Raw genomic sequence first — 18,164 nt, forward strand, 5'->3', positions numbered from 1 at the left:
GGTTTTTTTGTGTCTAGAGTTTAGCATTCATGATTATAATCTTTCCAAATCCACCACAATATCTTCCATACTTTGATACCTTCTCTCTACCCGCTTCGCCAACGCTTTATTAATGATACTTTGATAGCGACTATATTCTAACGGTAAGGTTGGAATTGGCTGTTGGCAATGTTGAAGTGCCCACTCTCTTAACGGCGCACCACTCTGATTATCAATATTAAACGGTCGCTCGCCCGTTAATATTTCATACATCATTATCCCAAACGCGTAAATATCACTTTGTAGCGTTGCGCCCTGTCCTTGCCAGCGTTCAGGGGCAAGATAGGCTGGCGTACCAGCACTATCTCCCGTATTATTTTTATCACTGTTTTGAGCAACATCGTCATTAATTGCTTCTGCCAAAGCAAAGTCAGTTAATAATAAATCAGGTGTGATACTGCTATTATCCGCATGATTTGGCATGAAACCATCTAGCAAAATATTACTAGGCTTAATATCATTATGTAGCCAGCCAGTGTTATGTAGATTAGTGACGAGATGAGCGGACTGCTTAATGAGGTGATGCTTTTGTACGTCTGTTAATTGCGAGTGATTTTGAGAATTAAGCTGAGATGCCAAGCTGCCATTTGGATAATAAGGCGTGACTAATACAATCAGCTGCGAAGACGGTTTTAGTATTTGAATCGTAACGTTATCGTAGGCTAGTATTGGTGGAGCGATAGCAGGCAGGCCGTTTTCACTGATTGATATATTTATAGATTTTAAAACCTCAGCCTCATAAACTAAATCAGCCGATTTCTTATTGCTGTCAGCACTTAGCTGCCATTTAATCATCACCTGACCAAATTGTGCATGCTGGCCGCGCGTTAACCCTTGGTAATAAACCGCACCACTATCACTTTGCTGGCTGAGTCGTTGATGCGCTATCTCGCGATAATGCAAGCTTGAGAATAAAGTCGTCAGCACTGGCAGAATTTGCTGCGCTTGCATTTTTAACGCTTGTTCTGTACTTACGTGCTTTGCACACGCTTTTTCTGTAGATGGATTACTGGCACTATTTTTCATGGTAAAGTGAAGCCTTTATACGTCTAGTATGCCAAACGACATTTTAATTTATATAAGCGACCAATTATTATGCCCCAATCCACCAAGCCCGTTGTAAATTACGCCCTTCCCGACCATTTATTGGATTTGCTTGGGCAGTACCTCCAAGAGCAGGTCACGCCAACCATCGAGATTGATCCTGAACAGCTGGCATATCGGTGGGTTGGCGGTCATCAGGGTCATCTAGAGCCGCTGGCTGTTAACTTATTTTTAAGTTTAGATGACTTGCATGGTATCGATACGCAAAAGGCAAAACTGGTACAGAATACACGGCAGTTTCTAAAGGGCTATCCTGCCAATCACGTCTTGATGACAGGCACACGCGGCGCTGGCAAGTCATCGCTGATTCGGGCATTGCTACAAGCTTATCATAGCGAAGGACTGCGTATTATTGAAATTGCCCGTGATGACCTGCGGGTGCTTGATAAGATTCGCGCCGCCATTAATGCGCTGCCAGCGGATTGTGATTGCCACTATGTGGTGTACTGTGATGATTTGGCGTTTAACGGTCAAGATGAGAGTTATCGGACGTTAAAAAGTGTGTTGGACGGCTCGCTGGATTCAGAACAAGACAAGCTATTGGTCTATGCCACCAGTAACCGCCGTCATCTTTTGCCACAACTTATGAAAGACAATGTCAATATCTATAATGGTCAAACCGATGAGGTCAATCCTTATGAAACCATTGACGAGACGGTCATCGCTCTCTGATCGATTTGGGCTTTGGTTGTCCTTTCACCCCATGGATCAAAACACTTACTTACACATCGTGCGCCATTACTTATCGCTTTCGCCAAACCGCAATCTAGATAATGCGAATGACGTTAAAGAAAGTAATCATAATGAAGAAGAAAATAAGACGCTACCTGATAATATCAGAGCAGCAGCATTACGCTGGGCATCAGAGCGCGGTGGACGTTCAGGACGTGTGGCGTACCAGTTTAGCCGCTACTGGATAGGACAGACACAATTGGCAGCTGAGGATAATCAGTCTTAAAAGTTATTTAGATTTATTATTTATAATCGCGTGCAGAGCCTAGATACTGTACGCGGCTACCCTCTTCTTCGTCTACCAGATCCGCTGTACCATTCACCATATATTGGTCGAAATCTGCTGCCAACCATAGATTGCCTGCATAAGCACTTTGGGCATCCAAACGAATATGCGCCATGTTCGGTGTACTACTCTGTGGGTTATCAAAGCTTTGATAGCGAGCGCTAAAATGGGTCAATATTAGATTCTTAATCCCATTATCTTGGGCAAATTGACCTACTAACTGCGCACTACTATGCATGGGATCAAAGTCTGGGTTTTTTACCTGAATCTTATTTAACACCTCATGGGTGTAAGTGGCTTCATGCACCAGTAAATCTGCACCAGCTACTGCCTCTCTTAAGCGCTCCGGCGTATCGTTATCTCCAGCAACTACTACCTTTGTACACTGACTCTCATTATCGACATAATCCACTGAATAAAGCTTGCGACCGTCTTTGGTCATAACATCGTTGCCCTGTTGCAGTTTGCCCCACAGTGCGCTTGCTGGGATTCCTGCCGCTGTTAATTTATCGGTATTAAGTGTACGTCGGCTGATGGTTTCAGTCATTGCAAATCCATAAGAGGCGACGCGATGTGATAAAGGATGAATATCTATAACTAGCTGATGCTGGTAGTCTAAATTGATCGTTACTTTACCTTTATGCTTATCATTTGGCTCAGACAATACATCTTCTATCGCCATAAAGTTAATAGCAAACGGAAAGTATAGCTCAGTCGTTAAAGTAATGACTTCAAGCAGCGTTGCTATCGCTTTTGGCGCAATAAGCGTTAGCGCTGCAGTACGTCCTGACATAGCCGCACTCGCCAGCAATCCTGGCAAACCATAGCAATGATCGCCATGCACATGGGTAATACAAATGGCTTCGAGCTGATGTAAAGATAGCTTGGTATGTAACAGTTGCTGCTGGGTGCCTTCACCGCAATCAATTAAAACCCAAGGGCGCGATTTTTTCTTTTGTTGTTGATTTGCCCCTGAGCTATAAGGATTGAGGCACTCAATGGCCAGCGCTGTGACGTTACGCTGCTTAGTTGGTACTCCTGCGGAAGTACCCAAAAAGGTAAGCTTTAGCATAAACGCCCTCTTTCATCTAAATCCTTACGTGCTATAACGACTGGCATAGCATGGTTCTTTGACCTTCAATCATTTGCCCGCCATTGGCCGTACATTCATTGACCATATTGGATTCATACGACTTCCAGCCACCATAAAAGCTGGCAACACATAAAATCACTACCAGCAATTTTTGTGACCATGCTTTGATAGATACTTGCTGGCTATGCACACTACCATCGGTACTATTCGGCGCTTGTTTAGCAGCAACCTCACTGTCAGTGGGTTTACTATTGGGTTTATTCAAGTCTGTCATTTTTTATCCTAAAAAAGGTTTTGTCTATAAATAAACAAAACCTTTTATTATCATATTAAATTAGTCATTGATTAACGATTAAATGCACCTCGTTTAGAACTGTAAACGACCGCCCTTTTCTTCGGCACGCTTAAAGGCATCGCGCTCTTCACAACGTTTGAGCCAGTTTAAGATATTGGCATATTTACTGCTATCTAAACCGCCACCAGCATTAGCACCGACGACTGCAAGATGCATTTGGATATCAGCGGCACTGAATTCAGCGCCTGCAAACCAATGATTGTCTTGCAGATGCTGCTCCATCATGGTCAATATAGTATCTAAGCTTTTGCTAATCATACTTTTTTCGACTTGATTGCGAATGCTTTTACTCACAGGCTTGATAAGCATCGGTGACTGTTCAACCACTTTGGTAAATACCAAACGCATGACCAGTGGCGGCATCACTGATGCTTCGGCAAAATGTAGCCAAAAGGTATACGCTTCCCACGCCGCTTCATTGTCATCCGCAGGCTTGAATTGCTTCTCAGTGTCATAATGCTTAAGCAAATACTCAATGATAAATCCTGACTCAATCAGCACACGCTCGTTTACTTCTAACATCGGCGCATGACCGAGCGGATGTATTTGTTTTAAACTGTCAGGCGCGCGGTAGGCTTTATTGCGCGCATAGCAAGTCAGTTTATAATCAACCTCAAGCTCTTCTAATAGCCAGATAATACGAAACGAGCGTGAGTTTGCTAAATGATGAAGGTGTAACATAAACCATCCTAGTTATAGTATGAATAAGCAATAATAATGATAGGTAGCGCCCGCATTCCATTGCTAACATTGCTAAGCCTTTTGAGCAGCATTAGACATGATTGATTAAGCATTGTTTTGAGCGTGGCAGCACTGCTGTCGATAATAGCGCAATTAACCAGCCTTTAACACAGAAACTGTGTAGAGCACGGCTACAAAACCATGCCTAGCAAGTCAAACTTATCGCCCTTAAGCTGTCAGTGTTATTTAGCATGTAATTCTTCAATTTTGCGCGTCATCTTGTCTATTTTTTGCTGATATTTTCTAATCTTACGGAAACGATGTGCGGTCAGTACGCCTTTAATACGGCGATTTTTTAGGCGGCGGCGCGGCGGGAAACTGCCGACCTGAGGCTCATTATACCCTTGCAAACGGTCGTCACGCTTACGAGTTACATAACCAAGCGCACTATCGGCAATCATAATCAGCAGCGCGATAAAAATCATACCGTACATAAATAACGAGCCACCCTCATCGATGCTTTGGTGCAAAATCGTGATAGAAAATATAAATAGGAATATCGGCTCAAGGTAGCATAAAGTGCCAAATAGCGAGACGGGCAGCTTTTGACTAGCGACCATGGTCAGTGCCATCGCCGCCGTACTGATGATACCCAGTAGCGGCAACAGATACCAAAATTTATCCGTCGCTATCGCAAGCTCAAAGCCACCGCTCATATACAAGGCGATGATAACCACCGGTGTTAATAAAACCAAATCCGAAATAAGCCCCGTAATCGGCGGTACAGCAAGCTTACGACGCAGGAGATAATAAGGCGGATATCCCAAACAGACAAATAGAGTTGCCCAAGAAATAGCGCCATATTGCCAGACATCATAGGCAATACCGAGCGCAGCACAGATGGTAGCCACCCACTGTAGCAGCGTCATATCTTCATTATAAAAAAAGCGCCCCACGATAATCATAATCATTGGGTATAAGAAATACCCCAATGTCACCTCTAGACCCAAATCATTGACAGGTGCCCACATAAATATCCAGATTTGCGCGCCCAAAATCGGTGTGGGTATGATAAATAAAAACCACTCTTTTGCCGTCTTTAAGGTTTTGAGGTAATCAAAAATATGCTGCCATTGCTTAAGGACACTGACCAGTAGCACCAAGCTGAGTAGCATCATCAGCACACGCCAAGAAGCAACTTGCGTCCCCGATAATGGCTGCATCAGTAGACCAAATAAAAATAGCAATGCATAGAGAAAATTTGCTGCCACTGCAACGATGGTGCCTTGCGACGTCTGATTGGTGGGGAACATAACAACAGCCTTTAGAGATAAGCGCACGTCCTTGGCAATTTTGAAAAAAAACAAAAGCCTCAGACGCGAACGTCGGAGGCCTTCTGTCTATAAGCTTTTTATCTATAGAATCTTTTGCTGATAAATCAATCGTATAATGTTGAGATAAACGCTGTAAATACTGAGTGCTTATATCAAGCTTTACATTATGTCAAAGTCAGAATAGATAAGCAATACATTGACTTAACCCGCCTATTCATTTTGATGTTTGGTTTATTTAAGCTGCACCCTTAACGCATATTCATCACCCTGCTTACTTGGCATCGAGCTGCTCGATTTTACGCTGTATTCTATCCATCTTTTTTTGATAACGACGCATCTTACGGAAACGATGGGCGGCTAACACCCCATCGATACGGCGATTTATCAAACGACGGCGCGGTGGAAAGCCGCCCACTTGTGGCTCGCGGTAGCCATGCAAATGATTATCACGGCGACGACGAAGATAACCCATCACACTATCAGCAATCATGATAAATAACGCCAAAGTAATCATGCCGTACATAAATAACGAGCCGCCTTCATCGAGGCTTTGGTTTAAAACGGTAATGGATAAAACAAACAGCAGCATCGGTTCTACATAACTTAGGGCACCAAATAATGACACTGGCAGCTTACTACTCGCAACCATGGTCAGCGACATGGCAAGTGCACTAAAAGCACCGAGCAGCGGCAATAAATACCAAAACTTTATGTTTTGTGCCGCCACGCTAAATCCGCCACTGCTATACAGCATGATGAGTACCACCGGCGTCAGCAAGGTCAAATCTGACAGTAAACCGGTAATAGGCGGTACGGCAAGCTTACGCCGCAGGAGATAATAAGGCGGATAACCCAAGCATACAAATAACGTTACCCACGATACCGTCCCATATTGAAAGATATCATAGCCAATCCCCAGTGCTGCCAGTAGTGCCGCCATCCACTGCAATGCACTCATATGCTCATGATAAAAAAAGCGCCCCAGCACTATCATCACCAGCGGCAATAAAAAATAACCCAAGGTGACATCAAGACCGAAACCATTGACCGGCCCCCACATAAACAGCCAAATCTGCCCGCCCAATATCGGCGTAGGCAATATAAATATCAGCCATTCTTTCGGGGTTTTTAAAGTTTTTAGATAATCAAAAACGTGTTGCCATTGCTTAGTAAAACTGACCAATATCAGCAAGCTCAATAGCATCATCAGCACCCGCCATGACGCTACTTGCGTACCTGTTAAGGGCAACATAAATAACCCAAACAAGAACATCAATGAAAACAAAAAACTGGATGATATTGCGGCTAATGTTCCCTGAAAAGTTTGATTGGTCGTAAGCATAACAACGGCCTTAAAATAGCGCTTAATGGGTATTATTTATAATAAGTTTATAAAGGTTAGTAATCATAATCAGTCAAATGTAATATCAATATTTCACGTATTGCTGGTATAAGTTTTTTGCAGCCTCTGCTGCGTAGGCACAGCAAGCAAGAAAAACTTATACCAGCAGTGCCGTAGCGTTTTAATGTATTTTAACTATAAAAGCTAAGATGTATAGGTTAAAAGCTTAAAACAAACTTTGAGAATAAACAGCACTCAAAAAAAAGCCCCCAACGATATCGTCAGAGGCTTTTTCTAGAGCAGCATTGCTAACTAAACTAAAAAGCTAACAACTGAGATAGTTACTCGTCATCGTCTGTGTTTTCATCTGCTGCATCATTCGATGTTTCGTTGTTTACTGAATCATCATTTGCACCATCAATAACGTCATTGATATCGGTCATCGCGCTATTGCCAGTTTCGGCATCAATATCGATTTGCTCTTGACCCTCTACTGCAAACGTTCCATCTTCTCTCATGGCATCGACTAGCTCGTCGTCGCTTTCTTCGTGCTCAACACGCGCCATAGCAACCAGCTTCTCGTCTTTTGATAGACGAATCAGCGTTACACCTTGCGTATTACGACCAGAGCTTGCTACATGCTCAACTGGGGTACGCACTAATGTGCCTTTGTCAGAGATTAAGATAATATCGTCTGTAGAATCAACCTTGGTAGCACGAACGAGTGCACCATTACGCTCACTGGTTTTGATAGCAATCACACCGCCACCACCACGATTTTGCGTATTGAACTCATCGATAAAGGTACGTTTACCAAAGCCATTTTCACAAGCAATCAGAATTTCGCGCACATCATCTTCGATAACCACCAATGATTTAATAAACTCATCAGCCGCCAGACGCATACCACGAACGCCTTTAGCCGTACGACCCATTGCACGCGCATCATTTTCATCAAAACGAATCGCTTTACCACTTGAAGCAAATAGCATCACTTCTTGGCTACCATTGGTGATACGAGCGCTGACCAATTTATCGCCTTCTTCTAAACCAACCGCAATCAAACCGTTCGAGCGAATATTGGCAAACTGTTTCAGCTCGACACGCTTCACGGTACCATTGGCAGTTGCAAAGAAGACAAAAGGTGGCTCCGCTTGCGTGCTATCGTCTAAATTATTATCTTCTGATAAGCTGTCATCGCCATCTGCTGATATCTCAGCTTTGCTAGATAACTCTTCTACTATTTTTGGAATAGGCAGTATCGTGGTGACCGTTTCATCAGGATTTAAACCAATTAAATTCACCAATGGACGACCACGCGCACCGCGACTGGCAATCGGTACTTCAAAACCACGTAGACTAAAGACACGACCACTATCCGTGAAGCATAGTACGGTGGCGTGCGTTGAGGTCACAACTAAGTGATCAATCACATCGTCTTCTTTCATCGCGGTCGCAGATTTGCCTTTACCGCCACGTTTTTGCGCCACATAATCATCAATCGGCTGCGTTTTTGCATAACCCGTACGAGAAACCGTCATGACCACAGTTTGTTCTGGGATAAGGTCTTCACGGTTAAAGTCCATACGTGAATCGATAATATCGGTACGACGCTCATCACCAAAGTTTTCACGAATCTCAATCATCTCGTTTGAGATAATGGTCATTAGCTTATCAAAATCGCCAAGGATAGACTCTAAATTTGCAATTTCACGCAGCAAATCTTGGTATTCTTCGGTCAATTTGTCTTGCTCAAGACCGGTTAGACGATGCAGCTGCATGTCTAAAATCGCATTGACCTGCTCCAGTGATAAACGATAGCGCTCTTCACCTTCAATCAGACCAAACGGCGCTTTTGGATCTTCACCTTCGATAAAGTCTGGACGTACCGACTGGCTACCTGCAGCGGTTAGCATCGCCACCACGCTACCTGAGCCCCACGTATTAGTCAGTAAATTTTCACGCGCCAAACCGCGGTTAGCCGATGCTTTAATCGTCGCAATAATCTCATCAATGTTCGCTAGGGCAACGGTTAAGCCTTCTAACAAGTGACCACGAACGCGGGCTTTATTAAGCTCATAAATGGTACGGCGCGTCACCACTTCTTGGCGATGGCGTACAAATGCTGCAATCAGCTGACGTAAGGTCAATAGCTTTGGCTGACCGTTATCAAGCGCCACCATATTGATACTAAAGCTAGATTCAAGCGGTGTCTGCAGGAACAAATTATTAACAATCACTTCCGCCGTTTCACCGCGGCGCAAATCAATGGCAATACGCATGCCGTCTTTATCAGACTCATCACGAATCTCGGTAATACCTTCGATTTTCTTATCACGTACCAATTCGGCAATACGCTCAATCAGTTTGGCTTTATTGGTTTGATAAGGTACTTCGGTGAAGACAATACGCTCACGGTCACGGTTGACACCGGTGTCGCTCATCGGTTCAATAATATAGCGGCCACGTACGTGCAGGCGACCTTTACCAGTGCGATAAGCGTCTAAGATACCCGCGCGACCATAAATAATACCGCCCGTTGGGAAGTCAGGACCTGAAATATGCGACATCAACTCTTCGGCAGATATTTGCGGATTTTCGGCATAAGCCAAACACGCATTAATCACTTCAGTTAGGTTGTGCGGCGCCATATTGGTCGCCATACCAACTGCAATACCGGTTGCACCGTTGACCAATAAGTTTGGAATACGCGCAGGCAAGACACTTGGCATACGCTCAGAGCCATCGTAGTTGTCTTCCCAGTCGACGGTGTCTTTGTCCAAGTCAGCAAGCATTTGATGGGTCAGCTTGGTCATACGGACTTCGGTATAACGCATCGCTGCCGGTGGATCATCATCAATTGAGCCAAAGTTACCTTGGCCGTCAACCATCGGGTAACGCAAGCTAAAGTCCTGCGCCATACGTACAATCGCATCATAAACAGCACTATCGCCATGCGGGTGATATTTACCGATAACGTCACCGACCACACGCGCCGACTTCTTATAAGCTTTATTATAATCGTTAGACAGCACATGCATCGCGTACATCACGCGGCGGTGTACCGGTTTGAACCCATCACGCACATCAGGCAGCGCGCGCGAGACGATCACGCTCATCGCATAATCCAAATAGGACTGCTTTAATTCATCCACGATGGCAATAGGACTGATCGAGTCGCTCATATACACTCCTTCACTCACATACTTTCTCTAAGGGTTGCGCGCCTAAAAAAGTGCTTACACTGATATAAAAATATAGCTGCACAAACGCGCAACTATGATTGCTATATCAACACGAAAAAGCACTATCAAACGGGCAAAACCATAGGAAAATGGCGATACGGTTTTTGTTAAAAGTAATGTTTAATTAAAGAAGCTATTTTAGCACATTTTTGTCTATTTAGGGGGTTCTCGATGCTATTAAAATCAAGCAAAACAGCTCATTAGCGTTGAGTTTTGCCTTTAGCAATAAGGATAAAAACGACTTTAACAATAGAGTGTTGTCTTTGCCGTTTTTAAAGGCTGTTTCATAAAAAAACTGCATCCGAGAGATACAGTTTTTCGCGAGGAAGACAAAAACTACTTATATGTTTAACTAGCAAGCATTTTAAACAGGTTTGAATTCCTGATTAAAGAATTCACGCGTAGCTTGCGTACAGGCTGGGCTGACCAAACCGCCATGATAGTTGGTATAAAATGCCAATAGCGACGCGACACCCCCTTGTGGGGCTGCATCATCCTTGATTTTCTTAACGCTATTACTAAAGTTGGTTTGCACGCTATCTTTGACAGCAACCGCATCCCATTTATTCATTGACGCCTGCCCAATCAGGGTAAAGGTTTCTTTGTCGGGACGATCTGCTTTATTATCTGCATCCACATCTAACACCGTAATATTAATTTTCTTAGCAGGATTTTTGGCCACTTCTGCTTGTAGCAGTTTTACCACCGCGCCGGTATTAGTATCAAAATATACGGTCGGATCTTGGTTGCCACCACAAATGAATGTCGGCATAGTAGGCACATAACCACGTAAGTCATTATCCTTAAGCGCCTTACGCAAATTATTTTGCGGATTAGCAGCCGGTAAATTATTACCATTAGCTAATGTTAAACCATCAGGATTTTTTTGTGCATCTGCCACATAAGCAGCGCGAAAATCCGTTTTAATCAGATAATCGGTCTCATCGTAGCCACCTAAAATAGAAAATAGCTTACCTTGCTCTAAACCTGCCAGCCTTGGGTCACTAGGATTTTTTTGGAATAAAGCATTATTTGGCAATTTACCTGCTTTGACCAACTCACCAAACGCTACGTCACTAGGCAGCTGCGCGTCGGCATACTTCTCTAAGAAAATATCTGATTTTTTATTGTAAATATTGCCGTATTTTGCCTGTAAACCAATACCAAGCAGAGGGGCAAAACGTGACGCGCCAATATTGACATTGCCCATAAAGATTTCATCGCCAAAAGCCGCCAACGCATAAGGGCCCGAAGATGGCGCAATCGCCGTCACTGGTTTCTTTTGCGCTTCTAGTAATCTCGCGGTTGCCATAGTGACATAGCCGCCTTGCGAGTAACCGGCGATAAACAGCTTACCTGAATCATCAATTTTGCTGTAATTGGCATCATTGGCGCGTTTTTTGCGTTCGATAATGCTGCGCGCGCTCTCTAGAGCGTCGACCATGTCGGTCGACTGCTGCTGGGCAACCAAATAAGGATGGTAGTCAAGTTTTGAGGTATCATAGCCCGCATAGTTGGGCGCGACAACGATATAGCCTTGGGCGGCAAAGTTTGCAGCAATTAAGTTAGCTTCCCCTACCGCAGGGTTTTTGATATTACCTACTTGGGCAAAATCATAGCCTTTATCAGTCGTCGTACCATGCGCGTATAATAATACCGGGCGATCACCTTGGCATTCAGCCGCATCGCCAGTGGGTAGCATTAAAGCGGCCGTGGCATTGGTATCTTCATCGGCGGCGCCTTTGGTATCGTAGCTGACTTTTTCTATGGTAACGCCGCATTTGGCTACAGGCGTTGCGGTACTTCCAAGCCCGAAACTACTATTTATATCGTTTGCCGTAAAGGTTTTTACAAATTTAGCGCTGGCAGAAGACGAAGGCGATTCAACGAAACGCTCATTATCATCGCCACAACCAACAAGTAATAAGCTACTGGCAATCGCTAGCGATAATAGACCGCGCGTCATGATGGGTTTGTTTATAATTGAACGGGGTAAGACCATGATTGCTATCCTTAGCAGTAGTAAAACAAAAAAATTGCCTAAAATCCTTGGCAATAGATAAATAAAACCTAGCTGATATTTTTAATAAATACTTTTTAGAACTCGCTTTTTTAAATCAAACTTCTAAGTCAGATGGCTTAGACGACTGAGTGATAATCAATGTGATAGTCAATGTAACAGGCAATGAAAGCCAATACTTAAGCCTTACTATTTATACGCTAAAACCCTATTAAAATCCAATAAAAAAGTGATGAAAGAGCATTTCAAATACTTTAGATAAAACAGAGCCCGTTATGAACCACGAAAGCAGCCAATCAACTGACCAGCCCAGCAAGCAAGCCATCACACCGTCCATTGACCAACCCGATACGCGTACGGATCGCAGCTTTGATGCGATTGCTGACCACTTTGAAAAAAAGGTTTACGGCGGCTTAAAGGGCGACATTCGTCTGGCAGTATTGCGCCGTGATATTTTTGCCTATTGCACGCAGATGAGCCAGACACTTGGGCGACCGTTACGTATTTTGGATGTGGGCGCTGGGCTGGCGCAAATTGCGATTGAGCTTGCCACTCAAGGGCATACGCTGGTTATCAATGATATCTCAGCCAATATGCTAGAGAAAGCACAAGCAAACGCTGAAATAGTTAAAAAGGATTTGGATATTAGGTGGTACGTTTGCCCGTATCAAGAATTAGAAGAAAAGCTGGCTGCAGAAAATAATGAAAAATTTGATTTGATAATGTGTCATGCGCTGCTTGAATGGTTGGCAGAACCGGCCGCTGTGATGGATTTTTTTGATAAGCACTTAACCGAAAATGGCGCGCTATCGCTGTGCTTTTATAATCCAGCGAGTTTTGATTATCGCAATCTTATTATGGGTAATTTTAACTTATTGGATAACACTGAATATAAAGCGGATAATAAAAAAAGCCTCACGCCCAATCATCCGGTTGCTAAAGAAGAAGTTGAATCTTGGTTAGAGGCTCGTCATTATCAAACGATACTTGCCAGTGGCTTGCGCGTATTTCATGATTATTCGCCGCTCAAACGTGGCGGTCATAACGACCCTGAAGCGGTCATACGCATGGAGCTGCGCTACTCACAACTCGAGCCGTATAAATGGCTGGGACGTTATTTGCATATACTGGCAACGCGCCAAGCTTAAAGTTCTTGCTAAGCTTCAAGAGCAGCGCCGAGCTTAAAATTGATAACTACCTGACGTCTTCCACGCGCTCTGACCTATCATACTCTGACCATGTGGTGGCATTGATGTCTTTTTCATCAAACACCACCACATGCTCTAGGATAGGCAAGATGCCAATTTGTGAACCAATCTCATGGTTATGATGACTGGCAACTAACGACAGTACGGTTTGACCATCGGCAAGCTGTAAGCGATAAAGATAGTTCGCTCCGCGAAATACACGTCCGACTACTAAAGCCGTTTGCGTGCTTTCATCGTCATGCACGATATCATCAGGACGTACTAACACCTTAATCGGCGTACCATTCGGATAGTCGTACTCGCAATACTGCGGCTGCCCTGTTTCATCATAAACTTCCATACGGCGATAAATATCACCAAGCGCGGTTTCAACATGACCTTCTTTGATAATACCGTCTATCATCGCGCCTTCGCCGACAAACTCAGCGACAAACGGGCTGACTGGCTCATGATATAGCTCACTTGGCGTCGCCCATTGCACCAATTTACCTTTATCCATCACCCCGACTTTATCGGCTAACGCAAAGGCTTCGTTTTGATCGTGAGTGACCAAAATAGCGGTGGTATTGGTACGTTTAAGGATATCACGGACGTTCATCGCCAGTGACTCACGCAGTACCACATCCAAGTTAGAAAACGGTTCATCAAGTAGCAAAAGCTTGGGCTTTGGTGCCAATGCGCGTGCCAATGCCACCCGCTGCTGCTGGCCACCCGATAGCTCACTAGGACGTTTATCCGCATGTTCCGACAATTCAACAAGCTCTAACATCTCTTTAACGCGGGCTTTTTTGTCAGCAGCCGACCATTTGTTTAGGCCAAAGGCGATGTTTTTTGCCACGCTTAAATGTCCAAATAACGCATAATCCTGAAACACCATGCCCATGCCGCGCTTGGCTGGCGCGACCGCAAAGGTGGTACGTACGGTTTGTTCCGTTAAACGCTGATTGCTTAAGCGAATCTTGCCGCCCCGGCTTTGCTCTAAGCCTGCAATCGCTCTTAAAGCCGTGGTTTTACCGCAGCCGCTATAACCCAAAAAGCAGCCGATTTCACCTTGCTGCAAATCTAGCGATAAGCCATTAACGATAATCGTATCGTCATAACCAACGATTAAATCTTGAACGCTAAAATAAGCATCGTCAGCGCTAGCAGTCTTTTTAGAGGAATTAAAAACATGGTTATCTTGCAAGTGAATTTGTCCTGCTGTTTCTTGATTTAAGGCAGTCTGATTTGATACGCTTTGATTTGATACGCTTTGATTCAAAGTATCTTGTGTCGATGAGCTGTGAGGCAAGCTTTTATCCGCTTGCAGCTGTGCTACCTGAGCTTTGGTTAATAGGGTGACGGGTGGTTTTTTCACATGCGCCGGTCTTGGCTTACCGCCTATCTTTAACGATTCAGGCTTTAAGGATTTAGACGCTGCTGGATTGGTTGAATCGTTCATCAAGTCAGTATACATAGACGGTACCAGTAAGCTATTAGTGAATAAAACCCATCATTGACGCGGTTTTTAGTATGGCTTTTTTTAATATAGTTATTTCTTAATGTTGTTCTTTAATTACGGCTCTTTCATTATAGCTTTTTAATAAAACGCATTTAACTTAACCTTGTTTATCACTTTGGCGCAGCAATACCCAAACAGGAATCAGACCAACCAGTACAATCAACAAACTGGGCAATGCGGCGCGTCCCCACATGCCTTCGCTGGTCATCTCAAACACCCGTACTGCCAGCGTATCCCAACCTTGTCGCCGTGTCATTAAGGTAATCGGCATCTCTTTCATGACTTCGACAAAGCCCATCAACAAACCCGTTAATACCCCCGGACTCAATACGGGTAACATCACTTGCCGCCAGCGCTGATAAGGGCTATCGCTAAGTAATTTAGCTGCCGCTTCTTGATTGACCGTCAAGCGCTGTAGCTGACGGTCTACCGGCTGAAAGCTCACCGTCATAAAGCGCGTCGATAAGGCAAGCAGCATGACGATGACACTACCAGAAAAAAACTGCGTTGAGGTAATACCAAACGCTATCAGCTGATTATCAAGCCACGCAATCGGAATAAATATCCCAACCGCCAACACCGTACCCGGCACCACATAACCCAAATTGGCTAAGGTGGTCATCAGCTTGGTGGATTTATCTGGATATTGACGCTTGACCCAAGCAATGATAATCGCCAAAAAGGCGATAAATATCGTGGTCATACTCGCAATCATAAGGCTATTGGTGACAAAATCAATATAACGCGCATCAAAATCTTGCTGAAAATTTTCTGCGGTCCAATAAAGCAGCTGTAAAAACGGAATCAAAAACGCCACTAAAAATACCAGCGTACAAAGTAGCGCCATGCCCCACTTCGCAGGTTTACTGGCTTCAAAGCGCTTACTGCTACCCTGAGTGATGGTATTGCCACGCTTTGCTTGCCAATACTGCTCAAACAAGACGACGATAAAGACCACACCGATTAATAACGCTGCCAGCTGCGCAGCAGTGGTTAAACTAAAAAAGCCAAACCATGCTTTATAAATCGCCGTCGTAAAAGTATCGACATTAAAGACTGATACTGCGCCAAAATCTGCAAGCGTCTCCATACTGGCAAGTAACAAGCCGCCAATGACCCACGGTAGCGCTTGTGGTAACGCCAGCCGAAAAAACACCTTGCTACGACTTAACCCAAGCATTTGCCCAGCTTCAATCGCTCGCCTACCTTGCGATAAAAACGCTTGGCGCGCCAGCAAATAAACATAAGGATAAAATGCCAACGACAATACTAAACCTGCACCCCAAACATTACGCACCGATGGGATAGCGGTGGTAAAGCCTGACTCTCTTAAAGCCGTTTGCAGCGGTCCGCTAAAATCAACGATACCGACGGTAACAAATGCTAAGACATAAGCGGGCATCGCTAATGGCAACATCAGCGCCCACGCAAAAAACCGCTGTCCAGGGAAGCGGTACATACTGGTCACCCACGCAAGTGCGGTCCCGATAATGCCAGAAATAAACGTCACCATCAGCAATAAAATGACGGTATTTTTTAACACTTGCGGCAGCACATATTCGCGCATATGGGTCCAAATATCAGCGACCGGCTGCGTCCACGATAATAGTACGATTAAAATCGGTACTAGCATAAACAACGAAATCAGTCCTAAGACTGATTTTGAGAGGATACGTTTGCGGACGACATGGTCGTGACTAATAGATGGGCTATTATTGTCATTACTGGCTTCATTGACAGTATTGTCTTGCTTAGCAGACGCTTCTGGCATTGTTATCATAGATTGTTACCGTGTCATACGCATAATGACGCTATTAGATGCTGAATTAATAAGCACCTAATAGCTAAAAACCAACCACTTAGCTACTGCCAGTCTATTATTTATAACCCGCTTTATCCATCATTTGAATGGCTTTGGTTTGTAGCTCACCGAATTTCTGCACGCTGATATCGTCTTGTTTGAATGGACCCCATGATTTGAGCATCTCTGACTCATCGATACCCACTTTGACTGGGAATTCTTTATCAGCGCTGGCATATAAACCTTGCGCCTCATCAGAAGACAACCATTCCATCAATTTAAGCGCGCCATCTGGATTGTCTGAACCGGTTACTACGCCAGCTCCAGAGATATTAACATGGGTACCAGTCGTACCTTGGTTCGCCCAGAATATTTTTACAGGGAAGTTTGGTTTTTCATCAAGCAGGCGACCATAGTAGTAGCTATTGGCAATACCCACTTCACACTGACCTGCGGCAATCGCCTCTAATAAGTTGGTATCATCACTGAACACGTCAGTTGCTAAATTATCTACCCAACCACGAATAACTTGTTCGGTTTTCTCTTCGCCCAAGTGCTCCATCATGCTGGCAACCAATGATTGGTTATAAACTTTCTTAGAGGTACGTAGACACAATTTGCCTTTCCATTTTGGATCGGCTAAATCGGCATAAGTAGATAATTGGTCGGCGCTGACTTTACTTGGGTCATAAAAAATCGTACGGGCGCGTAATGACAGACCCGTCCACTGACCTTTTGGATCACGATATTTAGCAGGGACGTTAGCTTCTAAGATAGTAGAAGATACAGGTTGCAATAAGCCCTGCTCCGCTGCTTGCCATAAGTTACCCGCATCGACGGTTAATAGCATATCAGCAGGAGTGTTTTTACCTTCCGCTTGCAGGCGCGCCATCAATGGCCCCGTTTTATCAGTGACCAGCTCAATTTTAACGCCTGTCTGCTCAGTATAACGGTCTAATAATGGTTTGATTAACTGCTCATTACGTGATGAGTAGATGGTGACCGTTTGCCCACCAGCTGCCGTCGCATCATCATTTGTAGCCACTTCTTGCTCAGTGCTAGATTGTTCAGTACCAGCTTCAGCATCTACGCCTTCTGCTGGCGTCGATGAATTATTACAGCCAGTAAGCCCTAACATCAGACCAAATACAGCAACGGGTAAAATAAGCTTAGTAGAAGATAGATTTGCACTGATAGCAGTTAATGACATGGCTTTCCCCATAATGGTGCTACGGATAAGTGAGATAAAAGGACATTAAAATCATTAGAAAATGATTGAATAGCGGGATTAATAAGACATTAATGTCTGAGTGACAATATACTAATCGAAATGAGATTAATTATCAATACATTTATTTCGTGCAACCATGCAGCAAAATTATCACTTAATATTTACCTTTAGATAGCGATATTTAAGCAGAGT

The 18,164-nt window shown here is 44.1% G+C and carries 12 protein-coding genes and 1 pseudogene; 2 read left to right on the forward strand and 11 right to left on the reverse strand.

What is annotated here, in order from left to right; translation table 11 throughout:
* Positions 1-33 precede the first annotated feature (33 nt).
* Entirely contained in the window at positions 34-1,065 is a 1,032-nt protein-coding gene (locus tag JMX94_RS11055) for a serine/threonine-protein kinase (RefSeq protein ID WP_201565397.1), read from the reverse strand.
* A 69-nt stretch (positions 1,066-1,134) separates the two neighbouring features.
* Between JMX94_RS11055 and JMX94_RS11060 the strand changes: the two are divergent.
* Positions 1,135-2,101, forward strand: a pseudogene (locus JMX94_RS11060) (ATP-binding protein).
* 16 nt (positions 2,102-2,117) lie between these two features.
* Here the strand turns inward: JMX94_RS11060 and JMX94_RS11065 are convergent.
* The 7 genes from JMX94_RS11065 to JMX94_RS11095 form a co-directional block, all read right to left on the reverse strand.
* Positions 2,118-3,233, reverse strand: a complete 1,116-nt coding sequence (locus JMX94_RS11065) for a ribonuclease Z (protein WP_201565398.1) — start codon at positions 3,231-3,233, stop codon at positions 2,118-2,120.
* A gap of 31 nt (positions 3,234-3,264) precedes the next feature.
* The gene (locus JMX94_RS11070; RefSeq protein ID WP_201565399.1) at positions 3,265-3,528 is read right to left on the reverse strand and encodes a hypothetical protein; all 264 of its coding nucleotides are present in this window, start codon (positions 3,526-3,528) and stop codon (positions 3,265-3,267) included.
* A gap of 93 nt (positions 3,529-3,621) precedes the next feature.
* Positions 3,622-4,290 carry a glutathione S-transferase gene (locus JMX94_RS11075; RefSeq protein ID WP_201565400.1) on the reverse strand — a complete coding sequence of 223 codons (669 nt, stop codon included), beginning with the start codon at positions 4,288-4,290 and terminating at the stop codon, positions 3,622-3,624.
* A gap of 242 nt (positions 4,291-4,532) precedes the next feature.
* On the reverse strand, positions 4,533-5,603 hold the full coding sequence (gene rarD, locus JMX94_RS11080; RefSeq protein WP_201565401.1) for an EamA family transporter RarD: 1,071 nt from the start codon (positions 5,601-5,603) through the stop codon (positions 4,533-4,535).
* 292 nt (positions 5,604-5,895) lie between these two features.
* Entirely contained in the window at positions 5,896-6,966 is a 1,071-nt protein-coding gene (rarD, locus tag JMX94_RS11085; RefSeq protein ID WP_201565402.1) for an EamA family transporter RarD, read from the reverse strand.
* Positions 6,967-7,307: 341 nt separating this feature from the next.
* On the reverse strand, positions 7,308-10,151 hold the full coding sequence (gene gyrA / locus JMX94_RS11090) for a DNA gyrase subunit A (RefSeq protein WP_201565403.1): 2,844 nt from the start codon (positions 10,149-10,151) through the stop codon (positions 7,308-7,310).
* 424 nt (positions 10,152-10,575) lie between these two features.
* Entirely contained in the window at positions 10,576-12,213 is a 1,638-nt protein-coding gene (locus JMX94_RS11095; protein ID WP_201565404.1) for a S9 family peptidase, read from the reverse strand.
* Positions 12,214-12,506: 293 nt separating this feature from the next.
* Here JMX94_RS11095 and JMX94_RS11100 point away from each other — a divergent pair, with 293 nt between their 5' ends.
* Positions 12,507-13,379: a methyltransferase domain-containing protein gene (locus tag JMX94_RS11100; protein WP_201565405.1), complete on the forward strand. Its 873-nt coding sequence runs from the start codon at positions 12,507-12,509 to the stop codon at positions 13,377-13,379.
* 46 nt (positions 13,380-13,425) lie between these two features.
* On the opposite strand, the gene JMX94_RS11105 is transcribed toward JMX94_RS11100, so the two are convergent.
* The 3 genes from JMX94_RS11105 to JMX94_RS11115 form a co-directional block, all read right to left on the reverse strand.
* The gene (locus tag JMX94_RS11105) at positions 13,426-14,895 is read right to left on the reverse strand and encodes an ABC transporter ATP-binding protein (protein ID WP_265088959.1); all 1,470 of its coding nucleotides are present in this window, start codon (positions 14,893-14,895) and stop codon (positions 13,426-13,428) included.
* Positions 14,896-15,037: 142 nt separating this feature from the next.
* Entirely contained in the window at positions 15,038-16,720 is a 1,683-nt protein-coding gene (locus tag JMX94_RS11110) for an iron ABC transporter permease (RefSeq protein WP_201565406.1), read from the reverse strand.
* 97 nt (positions 16,721-16,817) lie between these two features.
* Complete coding sequence (locus JMX94_RS11115; protein WP_201565407.1) at positions 16,818-17,951, reverse strand: extracellular solute-binding protein; 1,134 nt, start codon at positions 17,949-17,951, stop codon at positions 16,818-16,820.
* Between the last annotated feature and the right edge of the window lie 213 nt (positions 17,952-18,164).

The sequence above is a fragment of the Psychrobacter sp. CMS30 genome, from assembly GCF_904846565.1.
GTDB lineage: Bacteria > Pseudomonadota > Gammaproteobacteria > Pseudomonadales > Moraxellaceae > Psychrobacter > Psychrobacter maritimus.

Bases quoted from the DNA above. Each gene is read 5' to 3' on its own strand.
- JMX94_RS11055 (WP_201565397.1), bottom strand. From the start codon at position 1,065: ATGAAAAATAGTGCCAGTAATCCATCTACAGAAAAAGCGTGTGCAAAG.
- JMX94_RS11065 (WP_201565398.1), bottom strand. From the start codon at position 3,233: ATGCTAAAGCTTACCTTTTTGGGTACTTCCGCAGGAGTACCAACTAAG.
- JMX94_RS11070 (WP_201565399.1), bottom strand. From the start codon at position 3,528: ATGACAGACTTGAATAAACCCAATAGTAAACCCACTGACAGTGAGGTT.
- JMX94_RS11075 (WP_201565400.1), bottom strand. From the start codon at position 4,290: ATGTTACACCTTCATCATTTAGCAAACTCACGCTCGTTTCGTATTATC.
- rarD (WP_201565401.1), bottom strand. From the start codon at position 5,603: ATGTTCCCCACCAATCAGACGTCGCAAGGCACCATCGTTGCAGTGGCA.
- rarD (WP_201565402.1), bottom strand. From the start codon at position 6,966: ATGCTTACGACCAATCAAACTTTTCAGGGAACATTAGCCGCAATATCA.
- gyrA (WP_201565403.1), bottom strand. From the start codon at position 10,151: ATGAGCGACTCGATCAGTCCTATTGCCATCGTGGATGAATTAAAGCAG.
- JMX94_RS11095 (WP_201565404.1), bottom strand. From the start codon at position 12,213: ATGGTCTTACCCCGTTCAATTATAAACAAACCCATCATGACGCGCGGT.
- JMX94_RS11100 (WP_201565405.1), top strand. From the start codon at position 12,507: ATGAACCACGAAAGCAGCCAATCAACTGACCAGCCCAGCAAGCAAGCC.
- JMX94_RS11105 (WP_265088959.1), bottom strand. From the start codon at position 14,895: ATGTATACTGACTTGATGAACGATTCAACCAATCCAGCAGCGTCTAAA.
- JMX94_RS11110 (WP_201565406.1), bottom strand. From the start codon at position 16,720: ATGATAACAATGCCAGAAGCGTCTGCTAAGCAAGACAATACTGTCAAT.
- JMX94_RS11115 (WP_201565407.1), bottom strand. From the start codon at position 17,951: ATGTCATTAACTGCTATCAGTGCAAATCTATCTTCTACTAAGCTTATT.